Source organism: Pseudoxanthomonas sp. X-1, assembly GCF_020042665.1.
GTDB classification, from domain to species: Bacteria; Pseudomonadota; Gammaproteobacteria; order Xanthomonadales; family Xanthomonadaceae; genus Pseudoxanthomonas_A; species Pseudoxanthomonas_A spadix_A.
Genome location: NZ_CP083376.1, coordinates 1893313 through 1912207, shown reverse-complemented (window position 1 = coordinate 1912207; position 18895 = coordinate 1893313). Strand labels below are relative to the sequence as shown.

General features: G+C 70.6%; 20 protein-coding genes and 1 pseudogene. 3 read left to right on the top strand and 18 right to left on the bottom strand.

The window, feature by feature from the left end; all coding sequences use genetic code 11:
- Position 1: 1 nt before the first annotated feature.
- From LAJ50_RS08530 to surE, 4 genes are read right to left on the bottom strand one after another with little or no spacing between them, the layout of a single operon-like run.
- Positions 2–793 (bottom strand): peptidoglycan DD-metalloendopeptidase family protein, encoded by a 792-nt coding sequence (locus tag LAJ50_RS08530; protein ID WP_224096562.1) that lies wholly within the window; start codon positions 791–793, stop codon positions 2–4.
- Between the two features lie 14 nt (positions 794–807).
- Positions 808–1422: a YqaA family protein gene (locus LAJ50_RS08525; protein WP_138651200.1), complete on the bottom strand. Its 615-nt coding sequence runs from the start codon at positions 1420–1422 to the stop codon at positions 808–810.
- Positions 1422–2108, bottom strand: coding sequence for a protein-L-isoaspartate(D-aspartate) O-methyltransferase (locus LAJ50_RS08520; RefSeq protein ID WP_138651201.1), 687 nt, complete (start codon positions 2106–2108; stop codon positions 1422–1424). The genes LAJ50_RS08525 and LAJ50_RS08520 overlap by 1 nt, the downstream gene beginning before the upstream one ends.
- Positions 2105–2884 carry a 5'/3'-nucleotidase SurE gene (gene surE / locus LAJ50_RS08515; protein WP_138651202.1) on the bottom strand — a complete coding sequence of 260 codons (780 nt, stop codon included), beginning with the start codon at positions 2882–2884 and terminating at the stop codon, positions 2105–2107. Before surE ends, LAJ50_RS08520 begins: the two co-directional genes overlap by 4 nt.
- 91 nt (positions 2885–2975) lie before the next feature.
- Between surE and LAJ50_RS08510 the strand changes: the two genes are divergently transcribed.
- Positions 2976–3512 (top strand): Smr/MutS family protein, encoded by a 537-nt coding sequence (locus LAJ50_RS08510; protein WP_130552639.1) that lies wholly within the window; start codon positions 2976–2978, stop codon positions 3510–3512.
- Between the two features lie 32 nt (positions 3513–3544).
- Here the strand turns inward: LAJ50_RS08510 and map are convergent, their stop codons facing one another.
- Positions 3545–4321 (bottom strand): type I methionyl aminopeptidase, encoded by a 777-nt coding sequence (gene map / locus LAJ50_RS08505; protein ID WP_138651203.1) that lies wholly within the window; start codon positions 4319–4321, stop codon positions 3545–3547.
- On the bottom strand, positions 4318–4530 hold the full coding sequence (locus tag LAJ50_RS08500; RefSeq protein WP_138651204.1) for a ParD-like family protein: 213 nt from the start codon (positions 4528–4530) through the stop codon (positions 4318–4320). Before LAJ50_RS08500 ends, map begins: the two co-directional genes overlap by 4 nt.
- A gap of 267 nt (positions 4531–4797) precedes the next feature.
- Between LAJ50_RS08500 and LAJ50_RS08495 the strand changes: the two genes are divergently transcribed.
- Positions 4798–5496, top strand: a complete 699-nt coding sequence (locus LAJ50_RS08495; protein WP_138651205.1) for a glutathione S-transferase family protein — start codon at positions 4798–4800, stop codon at positions 5494–5496.
- Between the two features lie 24 nt (positions 5497–5520).
- On the opposite strand, the gene truD is transcribed toward LAJ50_RS08495, so the two are convergent.
- The 11 genes and pseudogenes from truD to LAJ50_RS08440 all read right to left on the bottom strand — a co-directional run bounded on the left by truD (position 5521) and on the right by LAJ50_RS08440 (position 15900).
- Entirely contained in the window at positions 5521–6609 is a 1089-nt protein-coding gene (gene truD, locus LAJ50_RS08490) for a tRNA pseudouridine(13) synthase TruD (protein ID WP_138651206.1), read from the bottom strand.
- Positions 6610–6700: 91 nt separating this feature from the next.
- Positions 6701–7177 carry a 2-C-methyl-D-erythritol 2,4-cyclodiphosphate synthase gene (gene ispF, locus LAJ50_RS08485; RefSeq protein ID WP_255468985.1) on the bottom strand — a complete coding sequence of 159 codons (477 nt, stop codon included), beginning with the start codon at positions 7175–7177 and terminating at the stop codon, positions 6701–6703.
- 132 nt (positions 7178–7309) lie between these two features.
- Positions 7310–7984 (bottom strand): annotated as a pseudogene (ispD, locus tag LAJ50_RS08480) (2-C-methyl-D-erythritol 4-phosphate cytidylyltransferase); the annotation flags it as partial.
- Positions 7981–8367, bottom strand: a complete 387-nt coding sequence (gene ftsB / locus LAJ50_RS08475) for a cell division protein FtsB (protein ID WP_130552645.1) — start codon at positions 8365–8367, stop codon at positions 7981–7983. The gene ftsB and the pseudogene ispD, both read right to left, overlap by 4 nt.
- 50 nt (positions 8368–8417) lie before the next feature.
- Positions 8418–9722, bottom strand: coding sequence for a phosphopyruvate hydratase (eno, locus tag LAJ50_RS08470; RefSeq protein ID WP_130552646.1), 1305 nt, complete (start codon positions 9720–9722; stop codon positions 8418–8420).
- A gap of 238 nt (positions 9723–9960) precedes the next feature.
- Positions 9961–10800: a 3-deoxy-8-phosphooctulonate synthase gene (gene kdsA / locus LAJ50_RS08465; RefSeq protein ID WP_130552647.1), complete on the bottom strand. Its 840-nt coding sequence runs from the start codon at positions 10798–10800 to the stop codon at positions 9961–9963.
- 112 nt (positions 10801–10912) lie between these two features.
- Positions 10913–12571: a CTP synthase gene (locus LAJ50_RS08460; protein WP_138651208.1), complete on the bottom strand. Its 1659-nt coding sequence runs from the start codon at positions 12569–12571 to the stop codon at positions 10913–10915.
- Positions 12572–12726: 155 nt separating this feature from the next.
- Positions 12727–12978, bottom strand: a complete 252-nt coding sequence (locus LAJ50_RS08455; protein WP_138651209.1) for a hypothetical protein — start codon at positions 12976–12978, stop codon at positions 12727–12729.
- Between the two features lie 116 nt (positions 12979–13094).
- On the bottom strand, positions 13095–13835 hold the full coding sequence (locus LAJ50_RS08450) for a copper homeostasis protein CutC (RefSeq protein ID WP_138651210.1): 741 nt from the start codon (positions 13833–13835) through the stop codon (positions 13095–13097).
- A gap of 5 nt (positions 13836–13840) precedes the next feature.
- A complete protein-coding gene (locus tag LAJ50_RS08445) occupies positions 13841–14842 on the bottom strand; it encodes a N(4)-(beta-N-acetylglucosaminyl)-L-asparaginase (RefSeq protein ID WP_138651211.1) in 1002 nt (333 codons plus the stop codon).
- Positions 14843–14871: 29 nt separating this feature from the next.
- A complete protein-coding gene (locus tag LAJ50_RS08440) occupies positions 14872–15900 on the bottom strand; it encodes a glucokinase (protein ID WP_224096524.1) in 1029 nt (342 codons plus the stop codon).
- Positions 15901–16086: 186 nt separating this feature from the next.
- Here LAJ50_RS08440 and parE point away from each other — a divergent pair, with 186 nt between their 5' ends.
- Positions 16087–17976, top strand: a complete 1890-nt coding sequence (gene parE, locus LAJ50_RS08435; protein WP_138651213.1) for a DNA topoisomerase IV subunit B — start codon at positions 16087–16089, stop codon at positions 17974–17976.
- A gap of 162 nt (positions 17977–18138) precedes the next feature.
- Here the strand turns inward: parE and LAJ50_RS08430 are convergent, their stop codons facing one another.
- Positions 18139–18834, bottom strand: coding sequence for an AIM24 family protein (locus LAJ50_RS08430; protein WP_138651214.1), 696 nt, complete (start codon positions 18832–18834; stop codon positions 18139–18141).
- Between the last annotated feature and the right edge of the window lie 61 nt (positions 18835–18895).

The following is an 18895-nucleotide window of genomic DNA, read 5'->3' as shown; positions in this document are numbered from 1 at the left end:
GTTACTTGGGCGGCAGATAACCCAACGGGTCGACCGGCTTGCCGTTGTAGCGGATCTCGAAGTGCAGCATGTCGCGCGAGGCGCCGCTGCGGCCCATTTCGGCGATCTGCTGGCCGGACTTCACCCGCTGACCCTCGTTGACCAGGCGCTTGCGGTTGTGGCCGTAGGCCGACAGCCACGCCTCGGAGTGCTTGACGATGATCAGCTCGCCATAGCCGACCAGGCCGGCGCCGGAGTACACCACCACGCCATCGGCGGTGGCCCGCACCGCATCGCCCGCGTTGCCGGCGATGTCCACGCCCTGGTTGGAGGCATCGCCGGGCACGAAGCGCCCGACGATCTGGCCGTCGGCCGGCCAGCGCCAGGCGATGTCGCTCTTGACCGGCGGCGGCGCGGCGACTGGCGTCGGCGTGGCACCGGCGGGCGCGGACGTGGCGGGACGCCCGGTGGCCACGGTGGTGGCCGGACGCGCCCCATTGGACGGGAACAGCCGCAGCGACTGGCCCGGGTAGATGGTGTAAGGCGCGGACAGGCCATTCCACGCAGCCAGATCGGCCGGCGCGATGCCGTTGTCGGTCGCGATGCGGTACAGCGTCTGGCCGCGCTGCACGGTGACGCTCTTGCCGTACTGGGGCTTGGACACCACCGCGCGCGGCGCGCCGGCGCTGCTGCCACCGCCACGCGAGGCCGGGCCGGAGGCGCGGGTGACGGTGCTGCTGCAGGCGGCCAGCGCCAGCGCGGTACCGATCAGCAGCGCCGGGGGCGCCAGGCGTCGTGTCAGGGCGAGCCCCATGTCCATGCCAAATCTCATCCGTTCTTTGCCCTCCACGCCAGCCAAGCCAAGACACCGAGCAGCAGCACGCTGGCGATCCAGCCGACCGGTTCGATCCAGCGACGCAGGGCCGCTTCGGCCCGTGCCCCGCCCAGACGCAGCGCCAGGGCGATGAGGAACACGCGCTTGCCGCGTCCGACCACCATGCTGGCAATGAACGGTAGCAGCGGCACTCCGACGATGCCTGAGGCCCACGTAAATATCTTCAGCGGAATCGGCGTGAACCCGGCCAGCACCAGCAGCCAGAACGCGCGCCACGGCGACTGCGCCACCAGCTCGCGCAGCTGCGCGACCTGGCCATCGACCGCCGCGCGCCAGCCCAGCGCATCGATCAGCGGCTGCACCGCCGCATAGGCGAAATGCCCCAGCGCGTAGCCCACCAGCGCGCCCAGCAGCGAGCCGGCCAGGCTGATCCCGGCGAAGGAGAACGCGCGCCGAGGCTGGGCCAGCGACATCGGCGCCAGCATCACTTCGGGCGGCACCGGGAAGATGATCGCCTCGACGAAGCTCAGGCCGAACAGCAGCCGCGGCGCGTGCCGGTGCCGCGACCAGGCGATGGCGCGGGCGTAGAGCGGGCCGAACAGCTGCATCAGTCGAGGGTTCCAGACAGCAGGGGAACGAAGGTCACCGGCGCCAGGGTGGCCTGCTGCAGCTGGCCATCCAGCTCGCGGGTGACCTGCACCAGCGACTGCGAGGCGCTGGCGCCGACCGGGGCGACGAGCACGCCGCCGGGCGCCAGCTGATCGATCAGCGCATCCACCAGCGCCGGGCCGGCGGCGGTGACGATGATCGCATCGAAGGGACCGTGTTCGGGCCAGCCGATGCGGCCGTCGTCGTGCTTGCTGCGCACGTTCATGCCGAGCTGGCGCAGGCGCTTGCGCGCCAGGCGCAGCAGGTCGCCGATGCGCTCGACGGTGTAGACCTCCAGCCCCAGCGCGGCGAGCACCGCGGCCTGGTAGCCCGAACCGGTGCCGACTTCGAGCACGGTGGTCTTCGGGCTGCGCCCGGTCAGCAGCAGCTCGGTCATGCGCGCCACCACCCAGGGCTGGGAGATGGTCTGGCTGTGGCCGATGGGCAGCGCGGTGTCCTCGTAGGCGCGCGTGGCCAGCGCCTCGTCGACGAACAGGTGACGCGGCACGGTCCGGATCGCGTTGAGCACGCGCTCGTCGACGATGCCGCCCTCGCGCAGGCGCTGCACCAGACGGTCGCGCACGCGCTGGGAGGTCATGCCGGACCCGGCCGCCTCGGCCGCCGGCACGCGCAGGCGTGGGGTCATGCCGCCGGCTCCAGGCCCGCGCTGAGCCCACTGACCCAGCCGGAGACGGTCTCCAGGGCCTGGTAGCGGGTCAGGTCGACGTGGATCGGCGTGATCGAAATGGCGCCGCTGCGCACGGCGTGGAAGTCGGTGCCCACGCCCGCGTCCTGTTCCGGGCCGGCCGGGCCGATCCAGTAGACCGTGCCGCCGCGCGGGTCGTTCTGCGGCAGGCAGGCCTCCGAGCGGTGGCGGTTGCCCAGGCGCGTGACCTCGTAGCCGCGGATGCGCTCCCACGGCAGGTCCGGCACGTTGACGTTGAGGATGGTGTTGGCCGGCAGCGGATCGGCCGCCAGCCGCGCCACGATGTCCACCGCGGCGCGCGCGGCGGTCTCGAAATGGCGGGGCTGGTGGTCCTGGGTGACCAGCGAGACGGCCACCGCCGGCAGGCCGAGGAAGCGCCCTTCCATCGCCGCCGAGACGGTGCCCGAATAGATCACGTCGTCGCCCAGGTTGGCGGCGTTGTTGATGCCCGACACGACGATGTCCGGATCGAAGTCCAGCATGCCGGTCAGCGCCAGGTGCACGCAGTCGGTGGGCGTGCCGTTGACGCGGAAGGTGCGCGCGTCCAGCTGGCGCACGCGGATGGGCAGGTCCAGCGTCAGCGAGTTGCTGGCGCCGGAACGGTCGCGGTCGGGCGCCACCACCCAGACTTCATGGCCGGCGGCGCGCAGGCCCTCGGCCAGCATGCGGATTCCGGGGGCGTCGACACCGTCGTCGTTTGAGACCAATACGCGCATGGGCTTCCTTCTTGAGACGCATCGGATGATACCGGATCGATCCGACGGCTTCGCCCTTGCGCCGCGCGCACGGCCACGTACCCTTGCCCGCATGAGCGATGCGCGCGACGACGACGACAGCGACCTGTTCCGGGCGGCCATCGGCCCGGTGCGGCGCCTGGACGACGCGCCGACGCCCCCGCGCGGGCCGCGTCCGCGCCCGGCCGCGCGCATGGCCCAGGCCGACGAGCGCGCGGCGATGAGCGAATTCCGCCAGGCGCTGGAGGCCATGCCGATCGGCGCGGGCGACGTGCTGGCGCATCGCGTCGAGGCGCTGCCGGTGACCGTGTTCAACCGGCTCAAGCGCGGCCAGTTCTCCGTCCAGGACGAGCTGGACCTGCACGGCGCCACCGCGGGCCAGGCCGAGACGGCGCTGCGGCTGTTCCTGCGCAACGCCCAGCGCAGCGGCAGCGCCTGCGTGCGCATCATCCATGGCAAGGGCCTGGGCTCGGACGCGGAGATCCCGGTGCTGAAGAACGTGGTGGACCGCGTGCTGCGCCAGCGCAGCGACGTGCTGGCCTTCCATTCCGCGCCGCCCGCGCAGGGCGGCACCGGCGCAGTGCTGGTGCTGCTGGCGGCGCAGCGCTGAGGTCACCCGCCTACGGCGCAGCGGTCACGCCATCATCCGACCGCGCACTGCGGCGTTTCACCGGGCCGCAGCGTCAGCACCCTGACCCCGGTGCGGGTGACAGCGACGGTGTGTTCGAACTGGGCCGAGAGCTTGCCGTCGCGGGTGTAGACCGGCCACTGCTCCGGGTCCGAACGAATCGCGGCCTTGCCCTGGTTGAGCATCGGCTCGATGGTGAACACCATGCCTTCCTCGAGTTCGAGGCCGGTGCCCGGCCGGCCGTAGTGCAGGACCTGTGGATCTTCGTGCATCTGGCGACCGATCCCGTGCCCGCAGTATTCCTTGACCACGCTGTAGCCCTGCGCGCGGGCGTAGCGCGCGATGGCGTGGCCGACGTCGCCCAGGCGCGCACCGGGGCGCACGGCCGCAATGCCCTTCCACATCGCGTTGTAGGTGGCCGACACCAGCCGCCTCGCCGGATAGGCCACTTCGCCGACGAGAAAGGTGGTGCTGGAGTCGGCGATGTAGCCGTTCTTCTCCAGCGTGATGTCCAGGTTGACGATCTGACCGCTGCGCAGCACGTCCTCGGCCGCAGGCATGCCATGGCAGACCACGTCGTCGATCGAGGCATTCAACACGTAGGGAAAGCCGTACTGGCCCTTGCTCGCCGGCCTGGCCCGCAGGTCGTCGACGATCATGCGCTCGACCAGGTCGTTGAGCGCCATCGTGCTCCTGCCTTCCAGCTTCAGCTGGCCCAGCGCATGGAACACGTCGGCCAGCAGCGCACCGGCCTGCGCCATCAGCGCGATCTCGGCGGCGCTTTTGATCACGCCCGGCCCGAACGCAACGGCTGCGGCTGCACGCCCGCGGCACGCAGCTCCCTGGCGACGATCTCCTGGAAGCTCAGGTCCGGATGCATCTCGCACAGCATGCCGACCTTGATCCAGAAGTTGGCCTGCGCATTGATGGACCGGCTGGTCACGGCGCAGGCGCGGCGCAGCTGATCGTGCAGCGCGTCGTCGATGTTGACGATGCCCATGGGCTTAGCTCGATTCGGAGTATACGCATCATATATGGATCGTATATTCAGCTCAACTGACCTCGCTCCCACTGTTCCGGCGTGTCGATCTGTGGCCTCCTCGCCCGTCGTGGGGGCATGGGACCGGCAACGAAGGCCCGTGCCCGGCGGAATCGCCACCCCGGCGCGCTGCAGCGCGACCCAGCGCCTGCGGAGCGTCGCTGGGTTCCCCGCTCTCGCGGGAACGACGACTCAGCGTTCCAACCCATCTCGAACCGAGGACCTCCCATGCATCCGACGATCACCGCCTTCGAACGCTCGCCCGACCGCGGGCGTGGCCTGGCCCGCGACATGCGCGTGCGCTGGGCGCTGGAGGAAGTCGGCCAGCCCTACGCGGTGCGCCTGCTGTCCTTCGAGGCGATGCAGCAGCCGGCGCATCGGGCGCTCCATCCTTTCGGCCAGATCCCCACTTACGAACAGGACGGGCTGGTGCTGTTCGAGTCCGGCGCGATCGTGCTGCACATCGCTCGGACCCATCCGGGCCTGCTGCCCGGGGCTCCCGACGCCAGGATGCGCGCGGTGTCGTGGATGTTCGCCGCGCTCAACACGATCGAGCCGCCGGTGTTCGAGCGTGCGCTGTGCGTGGTGCTGGAACAGCGGACGCCGTGGTTCGCCGAGCGTCTGGAGACGCTGGACAAGCGCGTACGCCAGCGCCTGGGCGAGCTGTCCCTTCATCTGGGCCAAAGCCCGTGGCTCGACGGCGAATTCAGCGCTGGCAACCTGCTGATGCTCAGCGTGCTGCTGCGGGTGCAGGGCACGCCGCTGCTGGAGGCGCATCCCAACCTGGTCGAATACCTGGCGCGTGGCACCGCGCGGCCGGCTTTCCAACGCGCCTTCGAGGCGCAGGCCGAGGTCTTCCGGCAGGCGCAGCAGGCCGAGGCCCTCGCCTCCGCCCAGGCCAGCCAGGCGCCACCGGGCCAGACCTGATGCGGCGGAGACGACGCACGGCGCTCAGACGATGCGATTGGGCTCGCGCACCGGGCCCAGCTCGTGCAGCACGGCGGTGGCGTAGCTGCCCGGCGCCAGCTCGAAGCGCAGCTCCAGGGTCCCGGCATCGTGCCAGTGCCACTGCAGGTCGCCGGCACGCTGGCGCAGGGCGCGACGCTCCTGCTTCAGGCGCGCGCCCTCCAGGCCGGCCCGCAGTGCGGGCCCGTCGCCTTCGCCGAGCACCTGCGTTTCCAGCGCGGCGCAGGCGCCTTCCACGCGCGGCGTCCCCTCGCCCCACAGCGGGCCGCTGGGATGAATATCGAACGCCGCCAGGCGCTCGGCCAGCGCGGCGCTCCACGGCTCCGGCCCGAACACGCTGCGGCTGCCCGCCAACATCCAGACCTCGCCCTCCAGGCCACGCTCCCAGCTGCCATCGAGCACGCGCGCGGTCAGCACGCGATTGAACAGTTCCGAGCGCGCCGCCGACAGCAGCAGCGAGCGCTGCTCGCGCCTGACGTGCTTTTTCGGAGCGCGCGCGCCGGCAGCGGCGGATTCCTGCGCCGGACCGGCATGCCCGAACATCTCCAGGGCCTGGGCGACGTTGCCGCCGCCGCGCCCGAAGCGCTGCTCGCCGAACCAGTTGGGCAGCCCGCGCGCGGCGATTTCGCCCAGGCGCCGCTCGATCGCCTCGCGCTCGCCGCGCACCTGGCGCAGCACCAGGGCGAAGCGATTGCCCTCCAGCGCGCCGCGCGGCAGCTTGCGGTTGTGCCAGGCCGAGGCGACGACTTCCAGGTTGGGCGTGGCCAGCGCGGCCAGATCGGGCGCCACGCGCTTGGGCAGGTGCACGCTGAAGCGCTGGGTGGTGACGGCGTGGCGGTCCTTCAGTCCGGCGTAGCCGATGCCCACCTCACCGATGCCCGCCCAGCGCGCCAGCGTGCGCGCCACCTCGGCCGTGTTGAGGCCGCGCTTGCGCAGGGTCAGCAGCAGGTGCTCGCCCTCGCCGTGCGCGACGAAGGCATCGCGTTCGTCGACCTGGAAATCCTCCGGCTGGGTGCGGAACACGGCCTCCAGCACCGGCTCGCCGAAGGCAAGCGGAAGCGCCGACGCGTTCATGCGTTGTCGTCGGCGGCGCGCGTCGGGCCGGGCGCGACTGACCGCCGCCGTCCAGCGAACGGCCGCGGCGGCGATGCACGGCGCAAGCGGCTCATGCCCTCACCAGCAGCACCACCGCCTGCGCGGCGATGCCTTCGCCACGCCCGGTGAAGCCCAGCTTTTCGGTCGTGGTGGCCTTGACGCTGACCGCATCGGCGGCCACGCCCAGCACCTGCGCCAGATGCGTGCACATGGCCAGCGCGTGTGGGCCGACCTTGGGCCGCTCGCACATCACGGTCACATCGGCATTGCCCACCTGCCAGCCGCGCGCGCGCGCCAGGCCGGCGCAGTGCTCGAGGAACTGCGTGCTGTCGGCGCCTTCCCAGCGCGGGTCGGTCGGCGGGAAGTGGCGGCCGATGTCGCCCAGCGCCAGCGCGCCGAGGATGGCGTCGCACAGCGCATGGATCACCACATCGCCGTCGCTGTGCGCGAGCACGCCGCGGCTGTGCTCCACGCGCACGCCGCCCAGCATCACGTGATCGCCATCGGGCGCGAAGGCGTGCACGTCGAAGCCCTGTCCGATGCGGATGCCGAGACCGCCCGCTTCGGGCGCGGGATGCGCCGGTGCAACGTCCGATGCCTGCTGTTGCTGCTTGGGCATCTGTACCGGGGTGTCCCGGAGATCCGGCATCGGGGCGCCGGCGCTTCCGGCCTTCACGATGTATGCGAACCGGTCCAGATCCCCGGGCGTGGTGATCTTGAAGTTGGTCTCGTTGCCCTCGACCAGCAACGGGCGCAGCCCCTGGCGCTCCATGGCCATCGATTCGTCGGTGACCTCGATGCCGGCGCCGGCGGCCTCGTCCAGGGCGCGGGTCAGCTGCAGGCGACGGAACATCTGCGGGGTCAGCGCGCGCCACAGCCGCTCGCGCGGCTCGGTGGCATCCACGCCGCCATCGTCGCCGGCGCGCTTGAGCGTGTCGCGCACCGGCGCGGCCAGCAGCGCGCCGACCGGGTCCTCGCGGCCGCGCTCGATCAGGCGCTCCAGATCGGCATCGGCCAGGTTGGGCCGGGCCGCGTCGTGGACCAGCACGAAATCGTCGGCACGGACGTGCTCGGGCAGCGCCTGCAGCGCGGCCAGCACCGAGGCCGCGCGCGTGCCGCCGCCGACGCAGGCCAGCACCGGCTTGCCGCCGAAGGCGGTCCAGCCAGGCCACCACGGATCGTCGGCCGACAGCGCCACCACCGCGCCTTCGATCAGCGGATGGCCCAGCAGCGCGGCCAGGGTCCAGGCCAGCACCGACTGCCCGCCGACCTCCAGATACTGCTTGGGCACCTCGCCGCCGAAGCGCGTGCCGCGGCCGGCCGCGGGAATCACCACCCAGATCCCACGCATCAATTGCCCTCCGCCTGCGCGGCGTCTTCTTCGGAAATCGGCGCCGGTTCGCTGGCGGCCGGGGCCGACGGCGGCGCGGGCAGCGGCGCATCGCCCTGCGCCGGCGCGGTGTCGACCACGCGATAGAACTTCTCGCCGGGCTTGATCATGCCCAGCTCGCTGCGCGCGCGTTCCTCCACGGCCGCCTCGCCGGACTTCAGGTCCTCGACCTCGGCGGCCAGCGCCGCGTTGCGCTGGCGCAGGCCTTCGTTCTCGCGGGTCTGGCTGGCCACCTGCGCCCTCATGGCGATCACCTCGCCCGAGCTGCCGCGGCCGAACCACAGGTGGTACTGCAGGAAGGCCAGCAGTCCCACCAGCACCAGCAAGAGCCAGCGCCACTTGGCCATGTCAGCCCCCGAAGGTGGGGTGGAAGCGGCGCCGGCCCATCACGCGCACCTCAGCGCTTGATCGACACGAACGCGCCGCGGCCGGCGTAGCGCGCGGCCGAGCCCAGCGCCTCCTCGATGCGCAGCAGCTGGTTGTACTTGGCCACGCGGTCGGAGCGGCACAGCGAGCCGGTCTTGATCTGCGTGGCGGTGGTGGCCACAGCGATGTCGGCGATGGTGGTGTCCTCGGTCTCGCCCGAACGGTGCGAGACGATCGCCGCGTAGCCGGCGTGGTGGGCCATGGCGATGGCTTCCAGCGTCTCGGTCAGCGTGCCGATCTGGTTGACCTTGATCAGGATGGCGTTGGCCGTGTGCGACTCGATGCCTTCCTTGAAGATCTTCGGATTGGTGACGAACAGGTCGTCGCCGACCAGCTGCACCGTCTTGCCCAGGCGCTCGGTCAGCTGCTTCCAGCCGGTCCAGTCGTCCTCGGCCATGCCGTCCTCGATGGTGATGATCGGGTACTGCGCGGCCCAGTCGGCGAGGAAATCGACGAACTGCTCGGAGGTCAGGCGCTTGTTCTCGCCCACCAGGTTGTACTTGCCGTTGTCGTGGAACTCGCTGGAGGCCACGTCCAGGCCCAGCAGGATGTCCTCGCCGGCGGTATAGCCGGCCTTGCCGATGGCCTCCAGGATGGTGTCCAGCGCCTCGACGTTGCTGCGGAAATCCGGGGCGAAGCCGCCCTCGTCACCCACCGCGGTGCTCAGGCCATGGCCCTTCAGCACGCTCTTGAGCGCGTGGAAGATCTCGGTGCCGGCGCGCAGCGACTCGGAAAACGAGGCGAAGCCCACGGGCAGCACCATGAACTCCTGGAAGTCCACGTTGTTGTCGGCGTGGGCACCGCCGTTGATGATGTTCATCATCGGCACCGGCAGGGTCGGCTGCCAGTCGGCCGGATGCTCGCTGGTGTCGGCCAGGTGGCGCCACAGCGGCTTGCCTTCCGAGGCGGCCACGGCGTGGGCATTGGCCAGCGACACGCCCAGCAGCGCATTGGCGCCCAGGCGGCCCTTGTTCTCGGTGCCGTCCAGATCGATCAGGCGGCGGTCCAGGCCTTCCTGGTCGGCCGCGTCGAAACCGGTCAGCGCGTTGGCGATGGAGGTATTGACGTGCTCGACCGCCTTGCGCACGCCCTTGCCCAGGTAGCGGGTCTTGTCGCCGTCGCGCAGTTCCACCGCCTCCTTGGCACCGGTCGAGGCGCCGGAGGGCACGGCCGCACGGCCAAAGGAACCATCGGTGAGCGTGACTTCCGCCTCCAGCGTGGGATTGCCACGGGAGTCGAGGATTTCGCGGGCGTGGATCTTGGCGATGTTGGTCATGGGATCTGGTTGGACTCTAGCGATCGGATGAGGGACGAGGGGACGGGCCTGGGCCGATGGCCGCAAACCCGGCATGGACGCGCGCGTCGGCCAGCCGGCGACGCGCGCTCGCGCGGGGGGCGATTGTAGGAGGTCGGGGCGGCGCGCGAGATGAGTGCCGCCGACGGGGCGAGCCGCCACGCCCCGGTCGACCGGCCGGCGCCGGCGGATCCGCGCGACGGGGGCGCACCGGACGGCATCAGGCCTTGACGCCGTCTTCCAGGAAGCCGTTCTTCTTGGTGATCGAATCCAGCGCCAGCAGCGTCTCCAGCAGCGCTTCCATCTTGTCCAGTGGCCAGGCATTGGGGCCGTCGGACAGGGCATGGGCCGGGTCGGGGTGGGTCTCGGCGAACAGGCCGGCCACGCCCACGGCCACCGCCGCGCGCGCCAGCACCGGCACGAACTCGCGCTGGCCGCCCGAACTGGTGCCCTGCCCGCCCGGCAGCTGCACCGAATGGGTCGCGTCGAACACCACCGGGCAGCCGGTATCGCGCATCACCGACAGCGAGCGCATGTCGCTGACCAGGTTGTTGTAGCCGAAGGAGGCGCCGCGCTCGCACACCAGGATGTCCTGGTTGCCGGTCGACTTGGCCTTCTCCACCACCGGCTTCATGTCCCAGGGCGAGAGGAACTGGCCCTTCTTGATGTTCACCGGGCGGCCGGCGGCGCAGACGTTGCGGATGAAGTCGGTCTGGCGCACCAGGAAGGCCGGGGTCTGCAGCACGTCGACGACGGCGGCGACTTCGTTCATCGGCGTGTACTCGTGCACGTCGGTCAGCACCGGCACGCCGATCTGCTGCTTCACGGCCTCCAGCACCTTGAGTCCCTCTTCCAGGCCGGGGCCGCGGAAGGACGTGCCCGAGGTGCGGTTGGCCTTGTCGAAGCTGGACTTGAAGATGAAGTTCATCCCCAGCTTGCCGGTGATCTCCTTCAGCTTGCCGGCCACGTCCAGCTGCAGCTGCATCGACTCGATCACGCAGGGACCGGCGATCAGGAACAGCGGCTGGTCCAGGCCGACTTCAAATCCACAGAGTTTCATCGGGAATCTCGCTTGATGTGAGAGGAAGCGGGAACGCGCGGAGAGGAACGGGAAACGGGCCCGGGCAACGAGTTGCTGCTCGTGCCTCGCTCCCGGCCGCCCGTTCCTGCCTTCACGCCCTGGCTTCTTTGAGCAGCTTGCCGCCGGCCTTGCGCTCGCGCGCGGCGCGGATGAAGCCGACGAACAGCGGATGGCCATCGCGCGGGGTGGACAGGAACTCCGGGTGCGCCTGGCAGGCCAGGTACCACGGGTGCGTGTCGCGCGGCAGCTCGACCATTTCCACCAGCGTGTCGTCCATCGACTTGGCGCTGATCACCAGGCCGGCGTCCTCGAGCTGGGTGCGATAGCGGTTGTTGAACTCGTAGCGATGGCGATGACGCTCGGCGACCACGTCGCTGCCGTACAGCTCGCGCACCAGCGTGCCGGGCTTGAGGCGCTGCTCCTGCAGACCCAGGCGCATGGTGCCGCCCAGATCGGAGCGCTCGTCGCGCTTTTCCACATCGCCCGAGGCGGTGCGCCACTCGGTGATCAGGCCGATCACCGGATGCGGGGACTGCTTGTCGTTCTCGGTGCTGTTGGCGCCGGCCAGGCCGCAGACATGACGCGCATAGTCCACCACCGCCGCCTGCATGCCGTAGCAGATGCCGAAGTACGGCACGCCGTGCTCGCGCGCGTATTGCGCGGTCAGCACCTTGCCCTCGAAGCCGCGATCGCCGAAGCCGCCCGGCACCAGGATGCCGTCAACGCCCTCCAGGTCGGCGGTGCCGGCCTCGATGTCCTGCGATTCGAGCCACTTGAGGTTCACGCGCGTGCGCTGGCGCAGGCCGCCGTGCTTGAGCGCTTCGCCGACCGACTTGTAGGCGTCCTTGTGGTCCACGTACTTGCCGACCACCGCGATGGTGACCTCGTCCAGCGGGTTGACCGTGGCATCGACCGCGGCCTCCCATTCGCGCAGGTCGGCCTCCTGCCTGGCCGGCAGCTTCAGGCGGTCGACCACGAACTGGTCCAGCCCCTGCTCCTTCAGCCCCAGCGGAATCTTGTAGAGCACATCGACATCGCGCAGGCTGATCACGGCGCGCTCGGAGACGTTGGTGAACAGCGCGATCTTGCGGCGCTCGCCGTCCGGGATCTCCTGCTCGGAGCGGCACAGCAGCACGTCGGGCTGGATACCGATCGAACGCAGCTCCTTGACCGAGTGCTGGGTGGGCTTGGTCTTCAGTTCGCCGGCCGCGGCGATGTACGGCACCAGGGTCAGGTGCATGAAGACGGCCTTCTCCTGGCCACGCTCGGTGCGGATCTGGCGGATCGCCTCCAGGAACGGCAGCGACTCGATGTCGCCCACCGTGCCGCCGATCTCGATCAGGCCCACGTCGAAGCCGGCCACGGCCTCGTCGATGCTGCGCTTGATCTCGTCGGTGATGTGCGGGATGACCTGCACGGTCGCGCCCAGGTAGTCGCCGCGGCGCTCCTTGCGGATGACGTTCTCGTAGATGCGCCCGGTGGTGACCGAGTTCTTGCGGCTCAGGCGCGTGCGCACGAAGCGCTCGTAGTGGCCCAGGTCCAGGTCGGTCTCGGCGCCGTCGTCGGTGACGTAGACCTCACCGTGCTGGAACGGGCTCATCGTGCCCGGGTCGACGTTGATGTAGGGGTCCAGTTTCATCATCGTGACCTTCAGGCCACGCGCTTCGAGAATGGACGCCAGCGACGCGGCGGCGATGCCCTTGCCAAGCGAGGACACCACGCCGCCGGTCACGAAAATCAGGGGAGTCATGGATCTGAGGGCTCCAGGAAAGCCATAGTCTACCGGCAGCGAACCGGACGGCCAAACGTCGTGAACGAAAAAGGCCTTTCCGCTCCGCGTGCGCGGTTACAAAAACGCCCGCGCCCCGACGAGCGGGGCGCGGGCGGACGGCGGAAGGGGACGGATCAGTGCTTGCGGGCTTCCTCTTCCTCTTCTTCGCTCGGGGCCGGGGCGTGCTGGTCCTGGCCCTTCATGCGCGCCTCGTTGGCGGCACGGCGCGCGGCGCGCTTCTCGGCCTCGCTGCGGGTGTCCTCGGACTTGGCCGCGCTGGCGGGCTTGCCCTCGACCTGGGGCGCGGCGGACTGGGCCAGCGCCAGGGCGGCGGTGAACAGCGCGGCGACGGCGCCGGCGAGCAGCAGGACGGTGCGGGTTTTCATGGGGCCTCCTGTGAGGTTCCTTCAGGGTGCGTCGCCGCGCGAAGGCGCAGCTGGACGACGCGACAAGGCTACGCCGGCCTTGTTCAGCCAGGCCTGAATGCGGCGGGCGGGCCGGGTCAGGCCCGGCTTGCGGCGATGTCGTCCAGGCGCGCGCGCAGGGCGCGCACCTGGCCGGCGTCGGTCCGCCAGTAGCCGCCCTCGAGCCCGGGCAGGTCGCTATGGCGCTGCCCGGCCTGGAAGGCCTTAGCCGAGGCATGGACCTCGGCCACGCCGGTGCGGCGCACCAGTTCGGCCACGTTGTCCGGCGTCAGGCCGGCCCCGGCCATTACCGACAGCCGCCCGGCCGCCTGCGCGCGGGCGGCGGCGATGGCCGCCGCGCCCTGCGGCGCGCCTGCGGCTTGGCCGGAGGTCAGCACGCGCTCGCAGCCCAGGGCGATGATCTGCTCCAGGGCGCTCTGGGGGTCGCCCACGCTGTCGAAAGCGCGGTGGAAGGTCACGCCCAGTGGCCCGGCGGCGGCGACCAGGGAGGCGCAGCCCTCCGTGTCGATCTCGCCCCCGGCGGTCAGCGCGCCGATCACCACGCCGTCGCAGCCCAGGCGCACGCACAGGGCGATGTCGCGACGCATCACCTCCCACTCGGCCGGCGAATAGACGAAATCGCCGCCGCGCGGGCGGATCAGCGCGTACAGCGGGATCGACAGCCGCTCGCGCGCCAGCGCCAGGGTGCCGTAGGACGGCGTGCAGCCGCCCTCGCCCAGGTTCTCGCACAGCTCGACCCGGTCCGCGCCGCCGGCCTGCGCGGCCAGGGCCGATTCCAGCGCGTTGGCCGCGATCTCCAGCTTCACCCGCTCGGCCATGCCGCTCAGGTCTGCTCGGTGGCGTAGATCGACGGCGACGGCAGCAGCGCGTCCTGCCTGCTGGCATCGCAGACCGCGTAGACGAAGCCCTTGTGCAGCGCGAACGCGCCGACCTCGCCGTGCTTGTTCAGCGCCAGGAAGCACACCTGCAGCGTCTTGCTGGCCTCCGGGCGCTTGGCGACCACCCGTTCGATGGCCTCGCGGCAGGCGTCGGCCGGGCTGCGCCCCTGGCGCATCAGTTCGACCACCAGGAAGCTGGCGGCGTTGCGGATCATCTCCTCGCCCACGCCCGAGGCGGTGGCGCCGCCGACGTCGTTGTCCACGTACAGGCCGGCACCGATGATCGGGCTGTCGCCGACCCGGCCGCGCATCTTCCAGGCCATGCCGCTGGTGGTGCAGGCGCCGGCCAGCTTGCCGCTGGCGTCGATGGCCAGCATGCCGATGGTGTCGTGGTTTTCCTTGTTGCCGGGCAGGCCGCGGCGTTCGACGTTGATCTCCGGCGCGTACCTGGAGGTCTTGAGCCATTCCTTCCAGGCCTTCTCGGCCTCGGGCGTGCGCAGGTCACGCATGGTGAAGCCCTGTTCGACCGCGAACTGCTGCGCACCGGCGCCCACCAGCATCACGTGCGGGGTCTTCTCCATGACCAGGCGCGCCACCGAGATGGGGTGGTCGATGCCCTCGATCGCCGCGACCGAGCCGCAGCTGCCGTCGCCCTTCATGATGCTGGCGTCCAGGGTCACGTGGCCGTCGCGGTCCGGATAGCCGCAGCGCCCCACCGTGGAATTGCACTGCCCGGTCTCGGCCCAGCGCGCGCCGGCCTCGACCGCGTCGATCGCGCTGCCGCCCTTGCCCAGCACCGCCCAGGCGGCCTGGTTGGCCGGCACGCCGAAGTCCCAGGTCGAGACCACCTTGGCGCCACTGGCGCCGGCCTGGGCCAGGCCACGCGGCAGCGCCGCCGCGCCGGCGACCAGAAGCGAGGACTGCAGGAAGGTGCGGCGGGTGGACATGGCAGGGCTCCGTCGTGGGGGCGGTGGGGTCAGAAGAGGTCGGGCTGGGCCGCGCACCAGGCGGCCGCGCCGATGATGCCCAGTTGGCCGTGCGCGATGCACGCCACCGGCACCTGCCGCAGGGCGCTGGACAGCACGCCCTTGTCGTGGAAGCGGCGCATGAAGCCGCCGGCCTCCAGGTGCTGGCCCAGATGCCCGGCCAGGCCGCCGGCCAGATAGACCGAGCGCGCGCAGAAAGTGATGGCCAGATCGCCGGCCAGGCTGCCCAGCCACTGGCAGAACAGGTCCAGGCACTCGACCGCCAGCCCGTCGCGCTGGTCTTCGGCCGCGGCCACCAGCTCGGCGGCGGTGGCGAACACCGGCGTGGCGCCGCGCAGTTCGCACAGGGCGGTGTACAGATGCATCAGGCCGGTGCCCGACAGCGCGCGCTCGTTGTCCACGTGGCCGAAACGGCGCTGCAGCACGCGCACCACGTCCAGCTCCAGGTCGGTGGCCGCGGCCAGCGCCGCATGCCCGGCCTCACTGGGCCAGACGCGGAATCCCTCCGGCCCCTGCATCGCCAGCGCCGCGCCCAGCCCGGTGCCGGGCCCCAGCAGCAGCGCAGGGAACTGCACGCTGCTGGCCGCCTCGCCCGCCAGCGGCCGGAACTGGTCGGCGTCCACGTGCGGCAGCGCCCAGGCCAGGGCCTGGAAATCGTTGATCAGGTGCAGCCGCTCAAGGCCGGCCTGCCGCCGGGTGTCGGCCAGGGACACCGGCCAGGGCAGATTGGCGTTGAGCAGCTCGTCGCCCTGCAGCAGGCCGGCGATGGCGACCACGGCGCAGGCCGGGCAATCGTGGCCCTCGGCCCGCACGTCCTCGGCGAAGCGCAGCAGCACGGCGGCCAGGCTGGGGAAGTCGGCGCCGGCATAGCGACGGTGCAACCGCAGCCGCGGCGCACCGCCGGGGGCCAGATCGACCAGGCCCAGGCGGGCGTAGGTGCCGCCGACGTCGGCGGCGATCAGCTGTTGGATCCCGGACTGGCCGAGGGCGCCCGCTGTCTCACGGGCGGCGACTTGCACCACTGACAATCTCCTCACCGATGGCGCGCGTCGCACCCGCTGTCGGGCGATTGTATCGGCAAGCGTGGCCGGTCCACGCGCCCGCGGCGCCCGCGGCCACGGCCGCGGGCCGCGAACGTGCAAATCCAGACCCCAGACCGCACACTTGCCGCCCTTCGTGGCACCCACACGACCTGATCGAGTTCAATGAATACCCGTTACAACGCTGCCGACATCGAAGTCCTCTCCGGCCTGGACCCGGTCAAGCGCCGGCCAGGCATGTACACCGACACCTCGCGCCCCAATCACCTGGCGCAGGAGGTCATCGACAACTCGGTGGACGAGGCCCTGGGCGGCCATGCCAGGACCGTGGAGGTCACGCTGTACAAGGACGGCAGCGTCGAGGTGGCCGACGACGGCCGCGGCATGCCGGTGGACATCCACCCGGAGGAGAAGATCCCCGGCGTCGAGCTGATCCTGACCCGCCTGCACGCCGGCGGCAAGTTCAGCAACAAGAACTACACCTTCTCCGGCGGCCTGCACGGCGTGGGCGTGAGCGTGGTCAACGCGCTGTCCACGCTGGTGGAGATCCACATCAAGCGCGAAGGCGCCGAGCACCGCATCACCTTCCGCGACGGCGACCGCGCCAGCCCGCTGGAAGTGGTCGGCACCGTCGGCAAGAAGAACACCGGCACGCGCCTGCGCTTCTGGCCCGACCCGAAGTACTTCGACACGCCCAAGATCAACGTGCGCGCCCTGCGCCACCTGCTGCGCGCCAAGGCCGTGCTGTGCCCAGGCCTGACGGTCAAGCTCATCGACGAGGCCACAGGCGAGCAGGACAGCTGGCACTACGAGGACGGCCTGCGCGACTACCTCAGGGGCGAGCTGGCCGGGCGCGAGCTGCTGCCGGCCGAACTGTTCGTCGGCGTCCTGAAGAAGGACACCGAGGTGGTGGACTGGGCCGTGGCCTGGGTGCCGGAAGGCGAGCTGGTGCAGGAGAGCTACGTCAACCTGATCCCCACCGCCCAGCACGGCACCCACGTCAACGGCCTGCGCTCGGGCCTGACCGATGCGCTGCGCGAGTTCTGCGACTTCCGCAACCTGCTGCCGCGCGGGATCAAGCTGGCGCCGGAAGACGTGTGGGACCGGGTCGCCTTCGTGCTCAGCCTGAAGATGACCGACCCGCAGTTCTCCGGCCAGACCAAGGAGCGCCTGTCCTCGCGCCAGGCCGCCGGCTTCATCGAGGGCGCCGCGCACGACGCCTTCAGCCTGTGGCTCAACCAGCACGTGGACATCGGCCTGCAGATCGCCCAGATCGCCATCGACCGCGCCAGCGCGCGGCTGAAGACCGAGAAGCAGATCGTCCGCAAGAAGGTCACCTCCGGCCCGGCCCTGCCCGGCAAGCTGGCCGACTGCATCAGCCAGGACCTCTCGCGCACCGAGCTGTTCCTAGTGGAGGGCGACTCGGCCGGCGGCAGCGCCAAGCAGGCGCGCGACAAGGACTTCCAGGCGATCATGCCGCTGCGCGGCAAGATCCTTAACACCTGGGAGGTGGCCTCCGGCAGCGTGCTGGCCTCCGAGGAAGTGCACAACCTGGCCATCGCCATCGGCTGCGACCCGGGCAAGGACGACATCACCGGCCTGCGCTACGGCAAGGTGGTGATCCTGGCCGACGCCGACTCCGACGGCCTGCACATCGCCACCCTGCTCTCGGCGCTGTTCCTCAAGCATTTCCCGGCGCTGGTCGCCGCCGGCCATGTGTTCGTGGCGATGCCGCCGCTGTTCCGCGTGGACGTGGGCAAGCAGGTGTTCTACGCGCTGGACGAGGAGGAGAAGCGCCTGCTGCTGGAGAAGATCGCGCGCGAGAAGCTCAAGGGCCAGGTCAATGTGACCCGCTTCAAGGGCCTGGGCGAGATGAACCCCTCACAGCTGCGCGAATCGGCCATCCATCCCGACACCCGCCGCCTGGTGCAGCTGACCGTGGACGACGCCGAGCAGACCACCGGCCTGATGGACATGCTGCTGGCCAAGAAGCGGGCCGGCGACCGCAAGGCATGGCTGGAGACGAAGGGAGACCTGGCATCGCTGGAGGTCTGACCTGGCGATCCCCTGTCATCGGCCGTCGCGACGGCCCGGGCGGCGCCAGGCCGGCAGCGCCTGCGCGGCGCGGCTGGAAAGCAAGGCAGACCTGGCGCCGCTGGCAGCATGATCCGGATGACATCACCGCGTGCGCCGCGGCGATGTCATGCCTGCGCGCCTTCAGTTGGCGCGCCGCAGGGCGGTTTCCTCGTACGGCTGCACCACCACCCAGCCCTCGCCGGCGAAGCGCAGCTGCACGCTTTCGCCCGAGCCGCGTCCCAGCAAGGTGCCCAGGCTGATGTCGGTGATGATCTCCGGCGTCAATCCACCGGACCAGGCCACGGTGGCGTTGGGATCGGTGAACACCGGGCCGCTGTGACGGTCCACCCGCAGGGTCAGGGGTTCGTAATGCGAGGTGATCGCCACGACCCCGTGCCCCGACAGGCGCATGTTGAACAGCCCGCCCGACAGCATCCCGGCGATCTTGCGCATCATGGTGATGCGCGCCTCGATACCGGACTCGATCGCGAGCACATCGTTGCCGTTGACGTAGATCGACTCGCCCGCCAGGCGCAGCAGGGTGATCTTCTTGCCCTTGTCCGCCAGGTAGACCCGTCCCTGTCCCTCGACCTTCATCAGCTGCAGGCCCTCGCCGCTGGCCATCTTCTTCAGCAGCGTGCCCAGGCCCTGCTCGCGCAATCCCTGGCGTGTGAACCTGATGCCTCCCAGGCGCGCGACCATCGCCCCGGCCTTCGCCCAGACCAGGCCATTGACGCGCACTTCCAGCAGGTGCGGGCTTTCCAGTTCGAAGGCCTCCATGCCGAGATCCTTCTCGGCGGAGGCGGCGACGAACTCGTGCAGGCTGCGGATGGCCATGGCCATTCCCCGATCGGTGAGTGAACCCACGATCTTAAGCGCACGTTGCAGCGCGCCATTC

What these genes read in the sequence shown, in the direction of transcription:
- truD (WP_138651206.1), bottom strand. Translation starts at nt 6,609, where the DNA reads ATGAACGCGTCGGCGCTTCCGCTTGCCTTCGGCGAGCCGGTGCTGGAG.
- LAJ50_RS08455 (WP_138651209.1), bottom strand. Translation starts at nt 12,978, where the DNA reads ATGAAAACCCGCACCGTCCTGCTGCTCGCCGGCGCCGTCGCCGCGCTG.
- LAJ50_RS08460 (WP_138651208.1), bottom strand. Translation starts at nt 12,571, where the DNA reads ATGACTCCCCTGATTTTCGTGACCGGCGGCGTGGTGTCCTCGCTTGGC.
- ftsB (WP_130552645.1), bottom strand. Translation starts at nt 8,367, where the DNA reads ATGGCCAAGTGGCGCTGGCTCTTGCTGGTGCTGGTGGGACTGCTGGCC.
- LAJ50_RS08445 (WP_138651211.1), bottom strand. Translation starts at nt 14,842, where the DNA reads ATGTCCACCCGCCGCACCTTCCTGCAGTCCTCGCTTCTGGTCGCCGGC.
- eno (WP_130552646.1), bottom strand. Translation starts at nt 9,722, where the DNA reads ATGACCAACATCGCCAAGATCCACGCCCGCGAAATCCTCGACTCCCGT.
- parE (WP_138651213.1), top strand. Translation starts at nt 16,087, where the DNA reads ATGAATACCCGTTACAACGCTGCCGACATCGAAGTCCTCTCCGGCCTG.
- LAJ50_RS08520 (WP_138651201.1), bottom strand. Translation starts at nt 2,108, where the DNA reads ATGACCCCACGCCTGCGCGTGCCGGCGGCCGAGGCGGCCGGGTCCGGC.
- LAJ50_RS08495 (WP_138651205.1), top strand. Translation starts at nt 4,798, where the DNA reads ATGCATCCGACGATCACCGCCTTCGAACGCTCGCCCGACCGCGGGCGT.
- LAJ50_RS08430 (WP_138651214.1), bottom strand. Translation starts at nt 18,834, where the DNA reads ATGGCCATCCGCAGCCTGCACGAGTTCGTCGCCGCCTCCGCCGAGAAG.
- LAJ50_RS08530 (WP_224096562.1), bottom strand. Translation starts at nt 793, where the DNA reads ATGGGGCTCGCCCTGACACGACGCCTGGCGCCCCCGGCGCTGCTGATC.
- LAJ50_RS08510 (WP_130552639.1), top strand. Translation starts at nt 2,976, where the DNA reads ATGAGCGATGCGCGCGACGACGACGACAGCGACCTGTTCCGGGCGGCC.
- surE (WP_138651202.1), bottom strand. Translation starts at nt 2,884, where the DNA reads ATGCGCGTATTGGTCTCAAACGACGACGGTGTCGACGCCCCCGGAATC.
- kdsA (WP_130552647.1), bottom strand. Translation starts at nt 10,800, where the DNA reads ATGAAACTCTGTGGATTTGAAGTCGGCCTGGACCAGCCGCTGTTCCTG.
- LAJ50_RS08450 (WP_138651210.1), bottom strand. Translation starts at nt 13,835, where the DNA reads ATGGCCGAGCGGGTGAAGCTGGAGATCGCGGCCAACGCGCTGGAATCG.
- LAJ50_RS08525 (WP_138651200.1), bottom strand. Translation starts at nt 1,422, where the DNA reads ATGCAGCTGTTCGGCCCGCTCTACGCCCGCGCCATCGCCTGGTCGCGG.
- LAJ50_RS08500 (WP_138651204.1), bottom strand. Translation starts at nt 4,530, where the DNA reads ATGGGCATCGTCAACATCGACGACGCGCTGCACGATCAGCTGCGCCGC.